The organism is Pseudacidovorax intermedius (assembly GCF_001476815.1).
GTDB classification, from domain to species: domain Bacteria; phylum Pseudomonadota; class Gammaproteobacteria; order Burkholderiales; family Burkholderiaceae_C; genus Xenophilus; species Xenophilus intermedius_A.
The window spans coordinates 23,038-42,629 of sequence record NZ_LDSL01000098.1; the positions used below are offsets into that span (position 1 = coordinate 23,038).

The 19,592-nt window shown below is 72.4% G+C and carries 16 protein-coding genes; 8 read left to right on the forward strand and 8 right to left on the reverse strand.

The window, feature by feature from the left end; all coding sequences use genetic code 11:
- Positions 1-24 precede the first annotated feature (24 nt).
- The gene (locus NS331_RS15575) at positions 25-843 is read right to left on the reverse strand and encodes a carbon-nitrogen hydrolase family protein (protein ID WP_058642885.1); all 819 of its coding nucleotides are present in this window, start codon (positions 841-843) and stop codon (positions 25-27) included.
- Positions 840-4,895: a YhdP family protein gene (locus NS331_RS15580; protein ID WP_242873769.1), complete on the reverse strand. Its 4,056-nt coding sequence runs from the start codon at positions 4,893-4,895 to the stop codon at positions 840-842. The genes NS331_RS15575 and NS331_RS15580 overlap by 4 nt, the downstream gene beginning before the upstream one ends.
- Before the next feature lie 157 nt (positions 4,896-5,052).
- Here NS331_RS15580 and glnE point away from each other — a divergent pair, with 157 nt between their 5' ends.
- Both glnE and NS331_RS15590 read left to right on the forward strand, forming a co-directional pair.
- Positions 5,053-7,788: a bifunctional [glutamate--ammonia ligase]-adenylyl-L-tyrosine phosphorylase/[glutamate--ammonia-ligase] adenylyltransferase gene (gene glnE / locus NS331_RS15585; protein WP_058642917.1), complete on the forward strand. Its 2,736-nt coding sequence runs from the start codon at positions 5,053-5,055 to the stop codon at positions 7,786-7,788.
- A gap of 151 nt (positions 7,789-7,939) precedes the next feature.
- Positions 7,940-9,226: a septal ring lytic transglycosylase RlpA family protein gene (locus tag NS331_RS15590; protein WP_058642918.1), complete on the forward strand. Its 1,287-nt coding sequence runs from the start codon at positions 7,940-7,942 to the stop codon at positions 9,224-9,226.
- A gap of 25 nt (positions 9,227-9,251) precedes the next feature.
- On the opposite strand, the gene NS331_RS15595 is transcribed toward NS331_RS15590, so the two are convergent.
- The gene (locus NS331_RS15595) at positions 9,252-10,112 is read right to left on the reverse strand and encodes a ferritin family protein (protein WP_058642886.1); all 861 of its coding nucleotides are present in this window, start codon (positions 10,110-10,112) and stop codon (positions 9,252-9,254) included.
- 404 nt (positions 10,113-10,516) lie between these two features.
- Positions 10,517-11,131: a glutathione S-transferase N-terminal domain-containing protein gene (locus NS331_RS15600; protein WP_058642887.1), complete on the reverse strand. Its 615-nt coding sequence runs from the start codon at positions 11,129-11,131 to the stop codon at positions 10,517-10,519.
- Positions 11,132-11,233: 102 nt separating this feature from the next.
- On the opposite strand from NS331_RS15600, the gene purB reads away from it, so the two are divergent.
- Together purB and NS331_RS15610 are read left to right on the forward strand one after the other, a co-directional pair.
- Positions 11,234-12,628, forward strand: a complete 1,395-nt coding sequence (purB, locus tag NS331_RS15605) for an adenylosuccinate lyase (RefSeq protein ID WP_058642888.1) — start codon at positions 11,234-11,236, stop codon at positions 12,626-12,628.
- Positions 12,628-13,188, forward strand: coding sequence for a YaeQ family protein (locus tag NS331_RS15610; RefSeq protein ID WP_058642889.1), 561 nt, complete (start codon positions 12,628-12,630; stop codon positions 13,186-13,188). Before purB ends, NS331_RS15610 begins: the two co-directional genes overlap by 1 nt.
- Positions 13,189-13,351: 163 nt before the next feature.
- On the opposite strand, the gene NS331_RS15615 is transcribed toward NS331_RS15610, so the two are convergent.
- The gene (locus NS331_RS15615; protein ID WP_058642890.1) at positions 13,352-13,657 is read right to left on the reverse strand and encodes a putative signal transducing protein; all 306 of its coding nucleotides are present in this window, start codon (positions 13,655-13,657) and stop codon (positions 13,352-13,354) included.
- Positions 13,658-13,674: 17 nt separating this feature from the next.
- Positions 13,675-14,154: a DUF3717 domain-containing protein gene (locus NS331_RS15620; protein ID WP_058642891.1), complete on the reverse strand. Its 480-nt coding sequence runs from the start codon at positions 14,152-14,154 to the stop codon at positions 13,675-13,677.
- 391 nt (positions 14,155-14,545) lie between these two features.
- On the opposite strand from NS331_RS15620, the gene NS331_RS15625 reads away from it, so the two are divergent.
- From NS331_RS15625 to NS331_RS15635, 3 genes are all read left to right on the forward strand, one after another.
- Positions 14,546-15,271 (forward strand): TerC family protein, encoded by a 726-nt coding sequence (locus NS331_RS15625; RefSeq protein ID WP_058642892.1) that lies wholly within the window; start codon positions 14,546-14,548, stop codon positions 15,269-15,271.
- Positions 15,272-15,355: 84 nt separating this feature from the next.
- A complete protein-coding gene (locus NS331_RS15630) occupies positions 15,356-15,835 on the forward strand; it encodes a hypothetical protein (RefSeq protein ID WP_058642893.1) in 480 nt (159 codons plus the stop codon).
- Positions 15,836-16,066: 231 nt separating this feature from the next.
- The gene (locus NS331_RS15635) at positions 16,067-16,414 is read left to right on the forward strand and encodes a phage holin family protein (protein WP_058642894.1); all 348 of its coding nucleotides are present in this window, start codon (positions 16,067-16,069) and stop codon (positions 16,412-16,414) included.
- Between the two features lie 25 nt (positions 16,415-16,439).
- On the opposite strand, the gene NS331_RS15640 is transcribed toward NS331_RS15635, so the two are convergent.
- Positions 16,440-17,963, reverse strand: a complete 1,524-nt coding sequence (locus NS331_RS15640; RefSeq protein ID WP_242873772.1) for a M48 family metalloprotease — start codon at positions 17,961-17,963, stop codon at positions 16,440-16,442.
- Between the two features lie 143 nt (positions 17,964-18,106).
- On the opposite strand from NS331_RS15640, the gene moaC reads away from it, so the two are divergent.
- Positions 18,107-18,598 carry a cyclic pyranopterin monophosphate synthase MoaC gene (gene moaC / locus NS331_RS15645; protein WP_058642896.1) on the forward strand — a complete coding sequence of 164 codons (492 nt, stop codon included), beginning with the start codon at positions 18,107-18,109 and terminating at the stop codon, positions 18,596-18,598.
- A 51-nt stretch (positions 18,599-18,649) separates the two neighbouring features.
- Here the strand turns inward: moaC and NS331_RS15650 are convergent, their stop codons facing one another.
- Positions 18,650-19,564 carry a LysR family transcriptional regulator gene (locus tag NS331_RS15650; protein WP_058642897.1) on the reverse strand — a complete coding sequence of 305 codons (915 nt, stop codon included), beginning with the start codon at positions 19,562-19,564 and terminating at the stop codon, positions 18,650-18,652.
- Positions 19,565-19,592: the final 28 nt, after the last annotated feature.

The window sequence follows — 19,592 nt, forward strand, 5'->3', positions numbered from 1 at the left end:
GGTCGGCGGGGGGCAGGGTGGCGCTCACAGCACCCGGTGGCCGAGCGCCGGCAACTGCTGGCGGCAGGCCCGCAGGCGGGCGATGTCCAGCTCGGCGAGCACCACGCCCTCGCCCTCCTCGCGGCGCTCGGCGGCGAGCTGGCCCCAGGGGTCGGCCACCAGGGTCTGGCCCCAGGTGCGGCGGCCGTTCTCGTGGCGCCCGCCCTGCGCGGGCGCGGCCACCCAGGCCAGGTTCTCGATGGCGCGGGCGCGCAGCAGCAACTCCCAGTGGGCCAGGCCGGTGGTGTGGGTGAAGGCGGCGGGCACCAGCAGCAGCTCGGCGCCCTGGGCGGCGAGCGCGCGGTACAGCTCGGGAAAGCGCAGGTCGTAGCAGACCGACAGGCCGATCTTCCAGCGGTGGCCGTCGCGCGAGGGCAGCTCGAACAGCACCGGCGTGCGGCCGGGCGCGATGACGCGCGCCTCGTCGTACTGCTCGCGGCCGTTGTCGAAGCAGAACAGGTGGATCTTGTCGTAGCGCGCCGCGCAGGCGCCGTCGGGGCTGTACACCAGGGTGGTGTTGAACACGTGGCCGTCGTCGCCGGCGTCCATCGGCAGCGTGCCGCCGACGATCCACAGGCCGAACTCGCGGGCGCAGCCGGCCAGGAAGTCCTGCACCGGGCCCTGGCCGGGCGTCTCGCGCAGCGGCAGCTTGTCGGTGTCGCGCTGGCCCATGAGGCAGAAGTACTCGGGCAGGGCGGCCAGTTCGGCGCCGGCCCCGGCGGCCTGGGCGAGCAGGGCGCGGGCCCGGGCGAGGTTGGCCTCGCGGCCGGTGCCCGAGACCATCTGGATGGCGGCGATCTTCATGGTTTGGCGTCGTTGGCGGTGGCGGAGGCGCCGGCGGCCGACGCGGTGCGTGGCACCTTCACCACGCGCGGGTCGGCCCAGGTGCCGTCGATCAGGAATTCCTGCGTGGCGGCGGCCTCCAGCGGCCGGCTCAGCACCAGTTGCGCCAGGAAGGCGCCCAGCCCCACGGCCGGGTTGATGGCGGTGGCCACCAGGGCGGCGGTGCCGGCGTTGATCTCGGGCACCACCACCACGCGCAGCTGCTGCGTCTCGTGCGCGATGTCGGCCGAGCCGTCCATCACCACCACGGCGTTCACGCCCTTCATCTGCAGGTTGTGGGTGGTGGCGATGCCGTCGGCGATGCGGGCGTCGCCGCGGATGAAGTCGAAGGCGAAGCCGGCGCTGAAGACGTCGCGGAAGTCCAGCGTCAGCCGCCGCGGCAGCGCCTGCAGGTTGATCACGCCCAGCAGCTTGGCGATGCCGGGGTCGGCCTTGAGGAACTGGCCGCGGGTCATGTCCAGGTGCAGCTGCCCGCCCAGGGAGGCCAGGTCCAGGTCGAAGGGCGAGCCCTGCCAGTGCACGTCGCCGCCCAGCGTGCCCTGGCCGGCGGCCAGCACGCCCGGCATGCCGAAGCGGCCGAGCAGGGCGCCGGCGTCGTGCATGTGGAGGGTGAAGTCCAGCGCCATGCGCCGCCGGGCGCCTGCGCCGGTGGGCGGCGCCCAGCGGCCCCTGGCGTCGAGCCGGGCCTCGGGCAGGGTGAAGGCGAGCTTGTCCAGCCGCCATTCGCGCGCGCCGCCGCCGGCGGCCGGCTGGGTGGCGGCCACGATCTCGGCCCGGCCGAGGTGACGGCCCAGCAGTTCCAGGTCGTCCACGACCACGTCGAGCGCGGGCAGGTCCTCCGGCGGCGAATCGAGCAGCGATTCCACCTGCTCGCGCGACTCGCCCGGCGCGATGCGCAGGTAGGCCAGGCGGGCCTTCACCCGCGCCGGTGCACGGCTCTGGTACTCGATCGCGCCGCTCAGCTCGCGGGCCTGCACGTTGGCCTTGTAAAGGTCGCCTTTGACGGTGCCCCCCACCGTCAGGTCGTGCAGCGTGCGGCCGGCCACCTGCAGCCGGCCGGCCTGCAGGGCGAGGCGGTCGGGCAGCCAGGGCGAGGCGGCGACGGCCTGGGCGCCCGACGGCTGCGTGGCGCGCGCCGGCGCGGCGGGAGCGGCGTCCGCCGGCACCGAGGCGGCGGGCAGCGACACCTTCTGCGCGAAGGCGGCGCGCCAGGCATCCACGTCGATGTCGTCCAGCGCGATCTGCGCCAGCACGCCGCTGGCGGGCAGCGTGTCCGCGCCGGCCACCTTCTCGCCCAGGCGCAGCGCGCCGCGCAGCACCGTGGGCTGCGGCGCGCCCACGTCGCGCACGTAGGTGGCCGAGGCCACGTCGCCCAGGCGCATGGCGATGGTCTCGGTGCGGCCCTGGCCCGCGGCCTCGGCCTGGCGCAGCGTGAGGCGCAGCGGCCGGCTGGCGTCGGCGGCCTTGGCCAGCGGCGGCGGCAGGTCCATCGCCAGGCCCTGCAGGCTGCTGTCGAATTCGAAGTCGGGCACGCCGCCGCGCAGCTGCAGGCTGGCGGTGTAGCTGCTGCCGCCCTGCAGGTGCGCGGCAAGGCTGTTGAGTTCGGGCTGGCCCTCCAGCGTCTGCAGGCCTTCGGCGGTGAACTGGCCCTGGGCCTTGAGCTGCAGCGGCTTGCCGCTCTCGCCGTAGCCGCCCTGGCCCTCGACGCGCATCGGCCCACCGGCGAGCTGGGCCTGGAGGCCGGCCAGGGAGAAGCCGCTTTCGGTGAACTGCAGGCTGCCCTTGACCTGCCGGAAGAAGGGCGAATGGGGCACCAGCCGCACGTCGTTGCCGGGCAGGGCGACGGTGGCCCGGATCTTCGTGTCCACCATGCGGGTGAGCGGCATGTCCATGGCGAAGCGGTAGTCGGCGCTGCCGCCGGCCTCGATGCCGCCCAGGAAGGAGGCCGCCTCGCCCGTCAGCGGCGCGCCCTGGCGCAGCAGGTCGGCCACCGGCCCGCGCGCCTGCAGCTGCAGCCGCAGCAGCGGCGCATGGGCCAGGTCGGGAATGGTCGCCTCGCCCTTGACCAGTTCCACCGCCGGTGCCCCCGCCAGCCGGCCGCGGGCATTGAGCACCTGCATGGTCTGGCGGTCGAACACCAGGTCGCCCGACAGGCCCGTGACGCCCGGCCAGGCGGCATGGCCGGCGGGCACGTGCGGCACGTAGTCGAACTGCACGTCGTGCACCCGCGCCGTGATGCGGAAGGCGTCCTGCGGCGCCATCGACGGCACGTGGTGCAGGTCGCCGCGGATGCGGAAGCGCACGTCGTCGGCGCGGCCCTGGCGGACGGCGTCGCGCACGTAGTGCCGTGTGTCGGCGGGAATGCCCAGCGGCAGGTAGCGGTGCACGCGCGTACCGTCGGCGCGGGTCAGCCGCGCCGTGAGGTCCAGCACGCCCGGAAAGCGGCCGGGGCCGGCGGGCGCCGGCTCGCCGGTGTGCCAGGCGATCTCGGCCGTGCCTTCGGCGTCGGCATTGGCCAGGCGCAGGTCGGGCAGCTGCAGGCGCAGCGCCTCGCCCTCGCGCTGCCAGCGCACGGTGGTCTGCAGCCGGTCGACGGGGATCTCGGGCTCCTCGAACACGCCGGGGAATTCCAGCGCCCCATCGCGCACGGCCACCTCGGCGGAGCCGCCCTGCTGGTTCAGCGTGAAGTCGGCCGTGAGGCCGCGCACGCCGGGCGAGCCCGGGTGGTGGCCGTCGGGCGTGGCGTCGCGGCCGTCGGCGGCGATGGCCAGGGCCTCGACCCGGCCGCGCACGTCGTAGCGGCTGGGCGCGTCGGCGGGGCCCTGCCAGCTGGCCTCGATGTGGTCGAGCAGGCCGCGCGGCGCGCGCAGGGCCAGCTGCTGGCGCACCTTCTGGCCGATGGGCAGGCGGTCGGCGATCAGCGCCATGGCGCCCAGGTCCAGACGGTCGGCCCGCAGCGCGCCGCGCTCGGGCGTGCGGCCGCTGGCGGGCTCGGTGCGCAGCCAGAAATTGCCGCCGGGCCAGCGCTGGCCGTCGCCCGTGGCGAACTGCAGGTTCTGGGTGGCGAATTCGAAGAGCGCGTCGGTGCTGCGCACGGTGATGCGGCCGGTCAGGTCGCGCAGCTGCAGCGGGTCGAGCCGGGGGCCCAGCACGGCATCCACGCGGGCGAGGGCCAGGTCGGCCGTGGCGCCCACCGCGCGGCCGTCCTCGACGTCGATCCAGGCACGCACGGCGCCCTCGCCTTCGCGGATGCGCGCGTCCAGCGTCACGTACTGGCCCAGGCGCCTGACGTCGAAGGCGGGCAGGTCGGCGTAGAGCTGGCCGCGCCAGCTGCGCCAGTCGCCGCTGCGCAGGCTGAGCAGCGGCTGGCGCAGGCGGCCGTTGATGGAGAAGCGCTCGCCCCAGCCGGCCGGCGGCGTGGCATCGAGCCGCAGGGCATGCTGCAGGCCGCGGTTGCGCGAGACGAAGCGCACGTCCGACAGCACCAGCGTGGGCGCGTCGCGGGTCTCGTCGGTCCAGCGCACGGTGCCCTGCACCACCACCACCTCGCGCTGCGAGAACAGCCATTCGGTGCCCGCGTTGTCCTCGTCCTTGCGCGCGGCGGGGTCGATGACGATGCCGGCCACGCGCAGCCGGCCCTGCGCATCGCGGCGCACCTCGAGCTCGGGCTTTTCGATGTAGAGCTGCTCGAAGCCGCGGTGCCACAGCGAGCGCGGCGACACGCTGGCCACCACGCGCGCCAGGCGCAGGCCGGCGCCGTGGCCCGGGTCCTGCAGCGTGACGTCACGCAGCTCGATGGTCGGGAACAGGCTGCTGGAGTGCGCCTCGAGCTCGCCGATGCGAACCGGTACCCCTGCGATGCGGCTGGCTTGCGCCTCCAGCGCGCCGCGCCATTCGCCGATACGCGGCACAATCCACGCGTGTAGGACAACAACGCACAGGGCGATCAGCAGCCACGCGGCCACCACCAGGGCCAGCAGCCAGCGTGCCGCGACCGCTGCGATCCTGAGCATGCGTGGAGGTGAGGGCGTCGTGACATTCATGAAGGATCGCGCTGTGTCGGAAATTATGACCGGCCGCCCCTGGCCGGGTTCCAGGTCGGCCGGTGGCGAGGACGTGCCGCGGCCGGCCGATTCGGGGCCCTCCGGCAACGCCGATGCGTCGGCCGCGATGCCGCCCGCGCGCGGGCTTTCGTCGGGCTCGCGTTTCGTGCAGCGGCTGCGCCGCCGCTATGCCGACGCGCTGCCGCTGCTGCCCGCCGGCGCGCCCGCCCGCGCCACCATGGAAGCCGCCTACGCCGCCCTCCGCGCCGCCGGCCGGCCCACCGGCGATGCCCTGCGCATCGTGCGCCAGCTGGTCATGGAGCGGCTGATCGCCCGCGACTGCGACGAAGGCGCGCCGCTGGAGGAAGTGCTCGGCGCCGTCACCGCGCTGGCCGAATTCGCGCTCGACGTGGCCTGCCGCGACGCCTTCGACGAGCTCGATGCCGTGCATGGCGCCCCGCGCACCGCCGACGGCCAGCGCGCCCAGCTGTGGATCGTGGGCATGGGCAAGCTCGGCGCGCGCGAGCTCAACGTCTCCAGCGACATCGACCTCATCTACCTGTACGACCAGGACGGTGACACCGCCGGCGACGCCCAGGGCCGCGGCGTCATCGCCAACCAGGACTACTTCGGCCGGGCGGTCAAGCGCATCTACCAGCTGGTGGGCGACACCACCGAGCACGGCTTCGTCTTCCGCGTCGACCTGGCGCTGCGGCCCAACGGCAACTCGGGCCCCAGCGTGGTCTCGCTCGATGCGCTGGAGGAGTACTTCCAGGTCCAGGGCCGCGAATGGGAGCGCTTCGCCTGGCTCAAGAGCCGCGTGGTGGCGCCCACGGCCGCCGTCGAGTCGGGCAGTGCCCAGGCCCTGCGCGGCGTGGTGCTGCCCTTCGTCTTTCGCCGCTACCTGGACTACAGCGTGTTCGACGCGCTGCGCTCGCTGCACCGGCAGATCCGCGAGCAGGCCATGCGCCGCAGCGCCGGCCGGCCCGAGCGGGCCAACGACGTCAAGCTCTCGCGCGGCGGCATCCGGGAGATCGAATTCATCGTCCAGCTGCTGCAGGTGGTGCGCGGCGGCCAGTTCCCGGAGCTGCGCACCCGGCCCACGCTCGACGCCCTGCAGCGCCTGGCGCGTGCCGGCCTCATGCCCCAGGCCACCGCCGACGAGCTCGACCGCGCCTACCGCTTCCTGCGCCAGGTGGAGCACCGCATCCAGTACCTGGACGACCAGCAGACCCACATGCTGCCCGTGGCCGACGAGGACCTGCGCTGGATCGCCGCCACGCTGGGCTTTCCCGACTGCTGCGCATTCCTCGAAAAGCTGGACACCTGCCGCGAGTTCGTCGCCCAGGAATTCGACACTCTGCTCGGCGGCGAGAAGCGCTGCACCGGCGGCCAGTGCCAGCGCGGCGGCACCGGCCCGCGCACCGCGCCGCAGGACCTGGGCGAGCTGCTCGCCAGCCTGCCCGCCCCCTTCGCCGAGCGCGTGCGCCAGTGGGCCGACAACCCGCGCATCGCCGCCCTGCGCGACGAGGCCCGCGCCCGCCTGCGCCAGCTGGTCGTGCGCACCGGCCGCTGGCTGCAGGAGGCCGAGTCCGCCCCCGCCGACGAGCGCTGCGCCCACCCGGTCGAAGGCGCGCTGCGCTGGGCCGACTGGATCGAGCCGCTGCTGCGCCGCGAAAGCTACCTGGCCCTGCTCGTCGAGCGCCCCGGCGTGCACGAACGCCTGCTGCGCCTGCTGGGCGCGGCCCGCTGGCCGGCGCGCTACCTGCTGCAGCACCCCGGCGTCATCGACGAACTCGCCAGCCCCGACATGCTGGCCGCGCGCTTCTCGGCCCTGGAATTCGAGGGCGAGCTGGAGGCCCGCCACCGCTCGCTCTCGCGCACCGGCGAGGCCGACGAAGAAGCGCTGATGAACCTGCTGCGCCGCGCCCACCATGCCGAGGTCTTCCGCATCCTGGCGCGCGACCTGGAAGGCCGGCTCACCGTCGAGCAGGTGGCCGACGACCTGAGCGCCCTGGCCGACACCGTGCTGGCCATCACCGCCCGCTGGTGCTGGCCCCACGTGCGCAACCGCCACCGCGAGCAGCCGCGCTTCGCCGTCATCGGCTACGGCAAGCTGGGCGGCAAGGAACTGGGCTACGGCAGCGACCTGGACATCGTCTTCGTCTACGACGACGAGGACGAGCGTGCGCCCGAGGTCTATGCCGCCTACGTGCGCAAGCTCATCAACTGGCTGACCATCAAGACGCGCGAAGGCGACCTGTTCGAAATCGACACCGCGCTGCGGCCCAACGGCAACTCGGGCCTGCTGACCATCACCTTCGACGCCTACGAGAAATACCAGCTCGGCCGCGGCAGCAACACCGCCTGGACCTGGGAACACCAGGCCATGACCCGCGCCCGCTTCGTGCTGGGCAGCGCCGAGCTGGGCGCGCGCTTCAACGACGTGCGCCGCGCCGTCATCGCCGCGCCGCGCGATCGCGGCGCGCTGCGCCAGGAGATCGTGACCATGCGCGAGAAGGTGCGCGCTGCCCACCCGGTGCGCGCCGGCCGCTTCGACGTCAAGCACAGCCCCGGCGGCATGGTGGACGCCGAATTCGCTGTGCAGTACCTGGTGCTCGCCTGCGCGGGCGAGGTGCCGGCCCTGCTCGACAACGTGGGCAACATCGCGCTGCTGCAGCGCGCCGAGGCGGCCGGCCTGCTGCCCGAGGGCATGGGCCGTGCGGCCGGCGATGCCTACCGCGTGCTGCGCCGGGTGCAGCACAGCGCGCGGCTGGACGAGGCGCCGACCCAGGTCGCGCCCGACGGCCTGGCCCGCGAGCGCGCGGCCATGCTGGCGCTCTGGGGCGCGGTCTTCGGTTGAGGACGGCCGCCGCGCGCTGCGCGCGGCGTTCCTGCCTCTGGCGCAGGACCGGCGCCGCATGCCGGCGCCCGTGGACCCGTGAACCCGGCCGCCGCACGGCGTTTCATAAGATGCGGCTCGCATGCACCGACCCGACACTCCCGAGATGCCGATGCCCCGCACCCCCTGCCCCTTCGTGCTGCACCGCCGCTGGACCCTCTGGACCGCCGCCTGCGCCGCCGCCGTGCTGGCCGGCTGCGCCAGCGCGCCGCGCGACGGCCCGCCGCGCAATCCGCCGCCCGGCCTGGCCCAGACGCCCGATGCCGAGCCCCGTGTCGAGGCCATCCGCGTCGACGGCGGCACCAGCCGGCCCTACACCGTCGCCGGCCGCAGCTACGTGCCCCTGACCGACGACCGGCCGCTGGTGGAGCAGGGCTTGGCCTCCTGGTACGGCCAGGGCTTCCATGCCCGCGCCACGGCCACCGGCGAGCCCTACGACATGTACGCCATGACGGCCGCCCACCGCACCATGCCGCTGCCCAGCTATGCGCGGGTGCGCAACCCGGCCAACGGCCGCGAGGTGATCGTGCGGGTGAACGACCGCGGCCCCTTCCGCGACGACCGCATCATCGACCTGAGCTACACCGCCGCCCTCAGGCTCGACCTGCTGCGCGGCGTGGCGCCGGTGGAGGTGGAGCGGCTGACCAACGAATCCATCCGCACCGGCGCCTGGCGCCGGCCTTCGGACACGCGGCTGGCCGCGGCACCGGCGACCGCTGTGGCGGGCCGGCCGGTGGCGGGCGCGGCCTCTGCCGCGGCCGTGCCAATGGCCTATCCGGTGGCGACGTCGGCGGCGGCGGGGAGGTCCGGCGCCTCGGCGAGCGCCGCTGCGGTGCCCGTGCCCGTGCCCGCTGCGTGGGCGCAGCCCATCGCCTCCGGTCCGTCGGAGCGCGCCTCGGCGCCCGCGTGGCAGTTGGCGCAGGCGACCTCCGGCACCGCCAGCGATGCGGGCCCCGGCCCGGCGCCGTCCGCACCGCCCGAGCCGCCGCCGCGCTTCCGCAGCATGGAGGTGGCACCGATCGCGCCCATGGCGCCGTTGACGCCACCGTCCACCGGGGCCTCCGGGCCATCCGCTGCGACGAGCGCGCCTGCCGGGCCGGCAAACGCCGGCGACGCGGCAGCCGCGCCCGCCGGCGCCCCGTCCACGCCGATGGCCACCCCTGCGGCCGGGGTCTGGATGCAGCTGGGTGCCTTCCGCGAACGGGAGGGGGCGCAGACCCTGCTGGCGCGTGTGGCGGCGGGCGAGCCGGCGCTGGCCGGCCGGCTGCGCATCGTCGAGGAGGGCGGCGCGCACAAGGTGCAGGCCGGGCCGTACCCGACGCGCGATGCGGCGCAGGCCGCGGTCGCCCCGCTGCGCGCCAGCCTGGGCCTCGCGCCCTTCGCCGTGGAGCGCCGCTGAGCCGGGCGGCGCACCTTGGCGCGGCTTAAGCGCCCTGCGGCGCGGCGCCGGCCGCACCCAGCCGGGCGCCCAGCTCCTTGCGGTAGCGGTTGAGGTCCTGCACCGTCTTGAAGCTGCGGTCGAACAGCAGTCCCAGGTTGTGCAGGATGCGCTCGCCCACCTTGCCTTCCCACACGGCGTCGAAGCGGATCTGCTGGTCCAGCCAGCGCTCCAGCCACTCGGGGTCGGGCATGCGGCTCTGCACCGTGTCGCGCGGGAACAGCGCCTTGTTCACGTGCAGGTTGGTCGGGTGCAGCGCCTGGGCCGTGCGCCGGGCACTGGCCATGAGCACGCCCACCTTGGCGAAGGCCGCGCGGGCCTCGTCGCCGCACTTTTCCAGCGCGCGGCGCATGTAGCGCAGGTAGGCGCCGCCGTGGCGCGCCTCGTCCTGCGACAGCGTGGTGTAGATGTGCTTGATGACCGGCTCGCTGTGCCACTCGGCCGCGCGGCGGTACCAGTGGTTGAGCCGGATCTCGCCGCAGAAATGCAGCATCAGCGTCTCCAGCGGCGGCGCGGGGTCGAAGTCGAAGCGCACCTGGTGCAGTTCCTCCTCGCTCGGCACGCAGTCGGGCCGGAAGCGGCGCAGGTATTCCATCAGCACCAGCGAATGCTTCTGCTCCTCGAAGAACCAGATGGACATGAAGGCACTGAAGTCGCTGTCGTGGCGGTTGTCGCGCAGGAACATCTCCGTGGCGGGCAGCGCCGCCCATTCGGTGATGGCGTTCATCTTGACGGTCTGCGCCTGTTCGTCGGACAGGCGCGTGCCGTCGAAGTCCTGCCAGGGGATGTCGGTGGCCATGTCCCAGCGCACCGATTCGAGCTGCTTGAAGAGGTCGGGATAGAGCATGTCGGAGGCAATGTCGTTTGCGCCGATTCTGCGGTCGAAGGCGCAGGCGCCCGGCTTTGTCCTGGGCCGGCCGAGGTTACTTCTGCGGCACCGGGGCCCTGCTTACGCAAATTTACAGGCTCCCACGGGAACCATCGGATTCCGCCTACGCTCCCAGAACCATGAGCGCGTTGACCATGCGCTCGACGGTTTTCGATGTTGCGAGGTCTTCCGGAATCAGATCCGGTCGAAGCATCCCGGGGCGACTCTTCTCCTCCTCCCTCCCTCCCTCCTTCGTGTCGGGGTATCTCGCAGCATCTTTTTAACAAGCCTCACCGGCCTTCTACCGGTGCAAGGCATTTTCCAGGCGCGACGAGTTCGCGCCTTTTTGTTTCCGGGCGCGCCGTTCCCAGGAGGCGACAGGCTCAAGCCGGCGCCGTGTCCTTGAAGCTGGCGCGCTGGTGCAGCTTGTCGATCAGCCTGGCCAGCGAGGGATGGGCGCTGCGCCAATCGAGTTCGGGAAAGCGGAAGGCGGTCCAGTCCAGCGCGCAACCCACCGCGATGTCCGACAGGCTCAGGTGGATGCCGCTGCAGAAGGGCTTGTCGCCCAGGCCCTTGGCCATGGCGGCGATGCCGGCCTCGACCTTGCCGCGCTGGCGGTCCATCCAGGCCTGGCTGCGCTCGCCGTCGGCGCGCTTGGGCCAGATGGCTTCCATGCGCCAGAGCACGCCGGCGTCCATCACGCCGTCGGCCAGGGCTTCCCAGGTCTTGACCTCGGCGCGCTCGCGGCCCGAGGTGGGAATGAGCTTGCCCACGGGCGACAGCGTGTCCAGGTACTCGACGATCACGCGCGAGTCGAACATGGCGTCGCCGCCGTCCATCACCAGGCAGGGCACCTTGCCGAGCGGGTTGGACGACGCGATGGTGGTGCCGTCGGCCCACACGTCTTCCTGCACGAACTCATAGTCCAGGCGCTTCTCGGCCATGACGACGCGCACCTTCCGCACGTAGGGGCTGGACGTCGATCCGATGAGTTTCATGCAGGCGGAATCCTCGAAAAATGTGAACCCGATGTCTGCGGGCGCGCGGATTCTAGAGGGAGTCGCGCCGCCCGGCCCGCCGCCGGCTCCTAGAATCCACGGATGAGTTTCGCGCCCGTTTCCGCCCTTTCGCCCCTCGATGGCCGCTATGCCGGCAAGCTCGCGCCGCTGCGGCCGCTGATGAGCGAGCAGGGCTACATGCACCGCCGCGTCCAGGTCGAGGTAGCCTGGTTCATCGCCCTGTCCGACGCCGGCTTCGCCGAGTTCAAGCCGCTCACGCCTGGCGCCCGCAAGTACCTGATGGGGCTGGTCTCGCATTTCTCCGAGGCCGATGCGCTGGCCATCAAGGAGATCGAGAAGACCACCAACCACGACGTCAAGGCCGTGGAGTACTGGATCAAGTCCAAGTTCGAGGCCCGGCCCGAACTGGAATCCGCCGCCGAGTTCGTGCACTTCGCCTGCACCAGCGAGGACATCAACAACACCAGCCACGCGCTGCAGATCCAGGCCGCGCGCGACCAGGTGGTGCTGCCGGCGCTGGACGGCATCGTCGCCACGCTGCGCAGGATGGCCGGCGACTTCGCCGCCGTGCCCATGCTCAGCCGCACCCACGGCCAGACCGCCAGCCCCACCACCGTGGGCAAGGAGATCGCCAACGTCGCGGTGCGCCTGGCCAAGGCGCGCGAGCAGATCGCCGCGGTCAAGCTGATGGGCAAGATGAATGGCGCCGTGGGCAACTACAACGCCCACCTGGCCGCCTGGCCCGACTTCGACTGGGAGAGCTTCAGCCGCAAGGTGGTCGAGACGCCGGCGCCGCAGGGCCTGGGCCTGGTCTTCCAGCCCTTCAGCATCCAGATCGAGCCGCACGACTACATGGCCGAGCTGTTCGACGCGCTGGCGCGGGCCAACACCATCCTGGTCGACTTCTCGCGCGACGTCTGGGGCTACATCAGCCTGGGCTACTTCAAGCAGCGGCTCAAGGCGGGCGAGATCGGCTCGTCCACCATGCCGCACAAGGTCAACCCGATCGATTTCGAGAATGCCGAGGGCAACCTGGGCCTGGCCAACGCCCTGCTGCGCCACCTGTCGGAAAAGCTGCCCATCAGCCGCTGGCAACGCGACCTGACCGATTCCACGGTGCTGCGCAACGTCGGCGTGGCCTTCGGCTATGCCGTGCTGGCCTATGCCAGCCTGGCCACCGGCCTGGGCAAGCTGGAGCTCAACGAAGCCGCCCTGGCCGAGGACCTGGACAGCAGCTGGGAAGTGCTGGCCGAGCCCATCCAGACCGTGATGCGCCGCTACGGCGTGGCCGGCGCCTACGAGAAGCTCAAGGAAGTGACCCGCGGCCAGGCGGTGACGGCCGAGGCGCTGCACGGGCTGATCCGCTCGCTCGAGATTCCCGAGGCCGAGAAGGAACGCCTGCTGGCCATGACGCCGGGCAGCTACACCGGCAAGGCGGCCGAGCTGGCGAAGCGCGTGGGCGGCGGCCAGGCCTGATGGCGCTCAAGTCCACCATCTTCAAGGCCAACCTGGCCGTGGCCGACATCGACCACGGCTATTACGCCGACCATGCGCTCACCCTGGCCCGCCACCCGAGCGAGACCGACGAGCGCATGATGATCCGCCTCGCGGCCCTGGCCCTGCAGGCCCACCAGCTGCAGGTGATGTGCGGCGGCGACGGCCAGCTGGCCTTCGGTGCGGGCCTGTCCGACCCGGACGAGCCCGACGTCTGGCTGCGCGACTTCACCGGCCGCGCGCGGCTGTGGATCGAGGTGGGCCAGCCCGAGGACAAGCCGGTCGTCAAGGCCTGCGGCAAGGCCGACCAGGTGGTCGTCTATGCCTTCGCCAGTTCCGCCGAGGTCTGGTGGCGCGGCATCGAGACCAAGCTGAGCCGGCCGCAGAACCTGCAGGTCTGGCGCATTCCCGCCGCCGCCTCGCAGCAGCTGGCGAGCCTGGCCCAGCGCAGCATGCAGCTGCAGGCGACGATCCAGGAAGGCGTGCTCATGCTGGGGGACGGCGAGCGCTCCGTCGACATCGAGCCGCAGCGGCTGAGATGAAACCACCCCGTTTGGACTTCCTCACTGCGTGTGGAAGTCCCATCCCCCTCCAGGGGCGCACCCAGAGGCCTGGCGGAGCCAGTTCCTCGGGTGCCCTGGCGTGGCCTGCGCCGAGAGCCCTCGGCGACTGCCTACGTAGAGCTGCTGGGGGGCAGTAGGGCGCTCAAAGCCCCGGCATCGGCGCGCCGCAGTTCCAGCACTGCTCGAAGCCGCCTTCCACGAACTCCCCGCAGCGGCAGTGCCACTGGCGCTGCGGTGGGCGCTGCAGCGCGCCCAGCAGGCGCAGGGCACGTGCGTGGTCGTCGTCATGTTCGACCCACAACTCTGGCAGACATTGGTCGGGCGGCAACTGGCCAGCGGCGGCGCCGAGGTACTCCCGTTGCACGCTCACCGACAAGCCCTGGGCTCGCAACGCATCGGCCCACAGGGTGGCCAATGCCAGATTGGGGGCCTGGGCGAGGCGGCGCATGGGTGGGGCGGATTCGCTCAGGCTGCCGGATCGCCGCCGCCCGCCGGCGCGGCGGGGTCCGACGGTGGCGACGCGTCGGGGGCAGGTGCTTCGGCCTCGCGCGCCCGCTCGGCATAGCGATTGAAGCGCCACGCCGTGTCCTGCATCGTGATGCGGCGCCAGGTCTGGCGCTTCTCGGCCGGGCTCATCGCGGGCCAGTGCTGCACCTCGTCGAAGCTGCGGCCGCAACCCTTGCACTCGTCGTCGCCCTGGCTGGTGGAGCAGATGGCGATGCAGGGCGTGTCGGGCGTGGTCTGGTACCAAGCTTCCCACGCCGCCCAGGCGCGGGCCGGAAAGCCGAATTCGTCGGCCTCGTCTTCATGGTGGAACACCATCAGCGCATACACCTCGGCCAGCGCCCGCACTTCGGGCGCCAGGCTGATGCCGTCGGGCGAGGGCTTCTGCCGCCGCCAGTGGTTGATGGCGGCCTCGATGTCGGTGATGTGGATGCCGGCCATGCAGGAGAGAACGTGGCGCTGCGGAAGGACGAAACGCCGTCCGCATCGAATCAGGAGGGGCGCGATCTTATCGCCACGGCTGCCGCCTTGCGCCCCGCGAGGGCGCTGTGTTCCAATCGCGCGGTTCGAAGGGGAGTAGCTCCCGGCCCGGCCCCACGCCGGCGCTGTCGGTCCTGTCGTCAGTACGAAGCGCAAGCTTCCGGCAGTTCCGGGTCCTGCACCATGCGGTGCCGTTCCGAGCAAGACCTTTGATGAGCCCGCTTCGGGCTGATCAAGGCCGTCCTTCGGTTCCATGGTGTCCTCCGGCACCTTCCTCGATCAGCCCGCAGCGGGTTGTCCTTCCCGGCAGGCGCCCGCCGCCTGTCCATCGGTCACAGGTATTGAGGAATCTATGGACTTTCTGACTTCTCCCGAGTTCTGGGTCGCGCTCGGGCAGATCATCATCATCGACATCCTGCTCGGCGGCGACAACGCGGTCGTGATTGCGCTGGCCTGCCGCAAGCTGCCGCCCGCGCAGCGCACCAAGGGCATCATCTGGGGCACGGCCGGCGCCATCATCCTGCGGGTGGTGCTGATCGCCTTCGCGATGACGCTGCTGAACCTGCCCTTCCTGAAGTTCGTCGGCGCGCTGCTGCTGGTGTGGATCGGCATCAAGCTGCTGGCGCCGGACGAGGAGGGCCACGGCGAAGTGGCCAGCAGCGACCGCCTGTTCGCCGCCATCAAGACCATCATCGTGGCCGACCTGGTGATGAGCGTGGACAACGTGATCGCCATTGCCGGCGCCGCGCAGAACGCGGGCGACCACTCGCTGCTGCTGGTGGTGCTGGGCCTGCTGATCTCGATCCCGATCATCGTCTGGGGCAGCCAGCTGGTCATCAAGCTGATGGAGCGCTATCCGCTGATCATCACCGCCGGCGGCATGCTGCTGGGCTGGATCGCGGGCGGCATGCTGGTCAGCGACCCGGTCTTCGCCAACCCCGACCGCTGGCAGTGGATGCTCAAGCTGCCGCAGACCGACGCGCTCAAGTACGGCGCCCAGATCGCCGGCGCGCTGCTGGTGCTGGCGATCGGCAAGGCGGTGCTGGCCCGCCGCGCCAAGCAGGCCGCCGTTCACTGAGCGTGCGCACGGCCGGTGCGGTGAACCTTCGGTGCCGCCCGGCCTCTCTCACGAATCCGCCAACCTGGCCCAAGGAGCCCTTCGATGGACAAGATCATCCTGTACGTGGACGATGCGGCCTATGCCGTGGAACACCTGGACCGACTGGCGCCCGCCGCGCCGGGGCGGCACTGGATCGTGGTGGCCTGCGCGCCGCGCATGACGCACCGCATCAGCAAGTGGGTGAGCCACAGCGCGCGCGAGAACTGGCGCGCCAAGTGGTTCGCGCGCGTGCAGGAATCGCTGGGCCCGCTGCTGGCCCGCGAGGGCGCGCAGACCACGCCCGTGCTGGCCAAGGGCCCGCTGGTGGAGCTGACGCAGCGCCTGCAGCTGGAGCACGGCGCCGCCCGCGTGGTGGACGCACGCCGTCCGCGCATCGGCGCCAGCATGGAGCCGGTGGTGTCCGCGGCTGGCAGCGACAACGGCACGCGCCGTCCGCTGGTGCCGGGCGCAGGCCGTGCGCTGCCGGGCGGCCTGGCCGGGCTGGCGGCCTTCCTGCTGCTGGCGCCGGCGCTGGCCGACTGAGCGCTTGAACGACGGCGGGCGGCGGCTTCGCCCCCACCATGGCGGTGCCGGGTTAGCCCGCACCGCCTTTTTTTGTCCGCGCGCAGCGTCGGCGTGGCAGCGCTGGCCTCTTTTCCTTCATTGGCGCAGGCCAGCCGCGCTGGCACCCGCAGCGGACAGCGACGCTGCGCGCCCGCCGACGGGCGGCCCCGCGACCGCCACCTGTCAGCGTCCAGCGGCTATGCTGCCGCCATGCGATTGATCCTCAAATGGGTGCTCAGCGCCTTGGCGCTGCTGATGGTCACCTACCTCTACGGCGGGGTGCAAATCTCGGGTTTCGGCAGCGCGATGATCGCCGCGGCCGTGCTCGCGCTGCTCAACGTCTTCGTGCGGCCCGTGCTGGTGCTGCTGACCTTGCCGGTCACGCTGATCACCCTCGGGCTGTTCCTCTTCGTCGTCAACGCGCTGATCTTCTGGATGGCATCGGGCCTGCTGCCGGGCTTCCACGTCGACGGCTTCTGGGCGGCGCTGTTCGGCTCGCTGCTCTATTCGCTGTTCGGCGTGATCATCGAAGCCGCCATCGGCGCCAGCCGGCGCTGATCCGCCGCTGCTCCGCCCACCGCGCCTACATCGGCTTTTCTTCCATCTGCGCACGGGCAAGGCGCTCGACCTCGCGGGCGCGCACGTCCACGATCGAGGCCTCGATGTGGTCGACGCGGCCGCCTCTGGCGGTGGTGTCGCGCACGAAGTCCTGCGCGGCGCGGAAGCGGTCGCGCGCCGCGACGTAGTCGAGCTGGGCGACATGGCCCTCGGCCTCGGCGCGGATGGCGCGCAGCGTGTCGCCGTCCACCTCGTACAGGCTGGCCAGTTCGCGCCAGACCGTGGCGTCGCGCGGGTGCACGGCCACCCAGTCGCGCAGCACCGGCGCGGCGCCGGCGGCGTTGGTGCGGACCAGTACGGCGGCCTGGGCGGCCATCAGCATTTCGCCGCGGGTCTTGGCGCGCACGTCCAGCAGGGCGGCGGCCGCGGCGGGGTTGCCGCCGGCCATCTCGATCTCGGCCGCCAGCAGCCGGGCCAGGCGCGCGGGTTCGGGGGCGGTGCCGGCCTGGGCCCGCAGCTTCTGCACCAGGCTGCGGGCGGCCGGCAGGTCGCGCAGTTCCTTGGCCGCCAGGGCGCCGGCGTAGAGCACGCCCGCGCCCGCCGCGCCCGCCGGCACGTCGTTGCGCTGGGCGGCCTGCATCCACTGGCGCAGCAGGTCGACGCCGGGGCGCCCCAGCACGCGGGCCCGGGCCGTGACCATGGCGTGCTCCGGCGTCAGCGGGATGGCCTGCGCGGGTGCGCCGTCGCGGAACTGGAAGCGCGCCTGCATCTCGGTGATGCGTTCGCTGGTCAGCGGATGGCTGCGCAGGTAGGGATAGCTGCCGTTGTCGTTCAGGCGCGAGGCGTACTGCAGTTTCTCGAACATGCTCGCCGCGCCCTGCGGCGCGAAGCCGGCCTGGCTCATCACGCCGAAGCCGATGCGGTCGGCCTCGCGCTCCATGTCGCGCGAGAAGTCCAGCTGCTTCTGCATGGCCATGGCCTGGCCGCCGACCATCATGGCCGAGCCCAGGTCGCCGCCGCTGCGGCCGCTCTTGCTCATGGCCAGGCCGCCCAGCAGCATGGCGGCCAGCATCAGCGGCATCTGGCGGCTCTGCTGCGTGAAGATGCGTGAGATGTGGCGCTGGGTGACGTGCGTGAGCTCGTGGGCCAGCACCGAGGCCAGTTCGTCGCGGCTGCCCACCAGCGCGATCAGGCCGGTGTGCACGCCGAGGTAGCCGCCGGGCAGTGCGAAGGCGTTGATGGTGCGGTCGCGGCCGATCATCACGACCCAGGCGAAACGCTCGTCCAGTTCGGGCGTGAGCTCGCCGCGCTGGCGGGCCGCGGCCAGCAGGGGTCGCCAGATGCCCTGGACGTAGTCGGTGAGCACCGGGTCGTCGACGTAGTCGGGGTCGCGGTAGAGCTCCCGGGCGATGCGGTCGCCGAGCTCGCGCTCGGCGCCGGCGGTCATTTCGGCGCCGTCGCTCAGGCCGGGCAGCACCTGCGGCTGGGGTTGGGGCTGCGGCTGGGCCCGCACCGGCAGCGCCGCCAGCTGGGCCGCGGCCAGCAGCATGGCGACGCCGCCGCGCAGCAGGGGCCGGCCCCGGCGGGACGGGGACACGAGGGGACGGCGCACAGCGGAAGAGGACGGCATCGGTCGCGATCGGTGGCTTTTTCCGGCCCGTATGATGCGCCTCCCCCCGGATCGTTCCTGTCATGTCCTCTTCGCCCCTCACCCATTTCGACGCGCACGGCCAGGCCCACATGGTGGACGTGGCGGCCAAGCCCGCCACGCACCGCATCGCGATTGCCGAGGGGCGCATCCGCATGCAGCCGGCCACCCTGGCGCTGGTGGAATCGGGCACGGCCAAGAAGGGCGACGTGCTGGGCGTGGCCCGCATCGCCGGCATCCAGGCGGCCAAGAAGACCAGCGAGCTGATCCCGCTGTGCCATCCGCTGGCGATCACGCGCGTCGCCGTCGAGTTCACGACCGAGCCGGGCGAGGCACCGGCCGTGCACTGCCGCGCCACGGTCGAGACGGTGGGGCCGACGGGCGTGGAGATGGAGGCGCTGACGGCGGTGCAGGTGGCGCTGCTGACCATCTACGACATGTGCAAGGCGGCCGACCGCGGCATGGTGATCGACGGCGTGCAGGTGCTGGAGAAGCACGGCGGCAAGTCGGGCTCCCACATCAATCCGCCGCGCTGAGCGTCGCGGCGTCGGGCTGTCCGTCTCCGGGCGGCGGGTGAAGAAGGGCGGTCAGCGCGCGTCGCAGCTCGCCCCGCCTTCATCCTGCCGCTTGCGCCGCAGCGCCTCGACCACCTGCCGCGCGCCCAGGCCCAGCGGCCGTTCCTTGGACCACACCACGTCCACCCACAGGTCCAGCCGGTTGCTGAGGTTCTCGAACGGGATTTCGACCAGCGCACCGGCCGCCACGTGCGGCTGCACGAAGGGGCGCGGCAGCCAGCCCCAGCCCACGCCGGCCGTCAGCAGGCTGAGGGCGGCCAGCGCGTTGTCGGTCCGCCAGGTGTGGCGGGCGAACACGATCCGCGGGTCGCGCTGGGCCGGGTCGCGGCCGGCGACGACGATCTGGCGGGTGTCGATCAGGTGCTGCTCGCGCAGCCGGCCACCGGCGGCGACCAGCACCGGATGGTCGGCCGCCATGACGGCGACCAGGGTTTCGGTCGCCACTTCCTGGAAGCCCTCGCGGCCGTCGATGCTGGGCCGCTCGAAGACCAGCGCCAGCTGGGCCCGGCCGCTGTGCAGCATCGCCAGGGCATCGGCCTGGGGCGCGGCCAGCACCTCCACCTCCAGCGAGGGATGCGACTGCGCCAGCGCTGCCAGCGGCTGGCTCCAGGGGCCGCTGAGCAGCTCTGGCGCGATGGCCAGCGTCAGCCGCTCCTCCAGGCCCTGGGTGAGCGCCAGCGCCTGTACCTCCAGCGCCTTGAGCTGGGCCGCCAGCAGCCTCGCCTGCGGCTCCAGCGAGCGGGCGGCGGCGGTGGGGCGGGGCTCGCGGCCGCTGCGGTCGAAGAGTTGCAGGGCCAGTTCGGCCTCCAGCTGGGCGATGCCCATGCTCACGGCCGAGGGCACGCGGCGCAACGCACGGGCCGCGGCCGAGAAGGAGCCATGGTCCAGCACGGCGAGGAAGAGGGCGACGTCGTCGCTGTGGAGCATGCGGATCTTTCATTGAATCTGAAAGAAG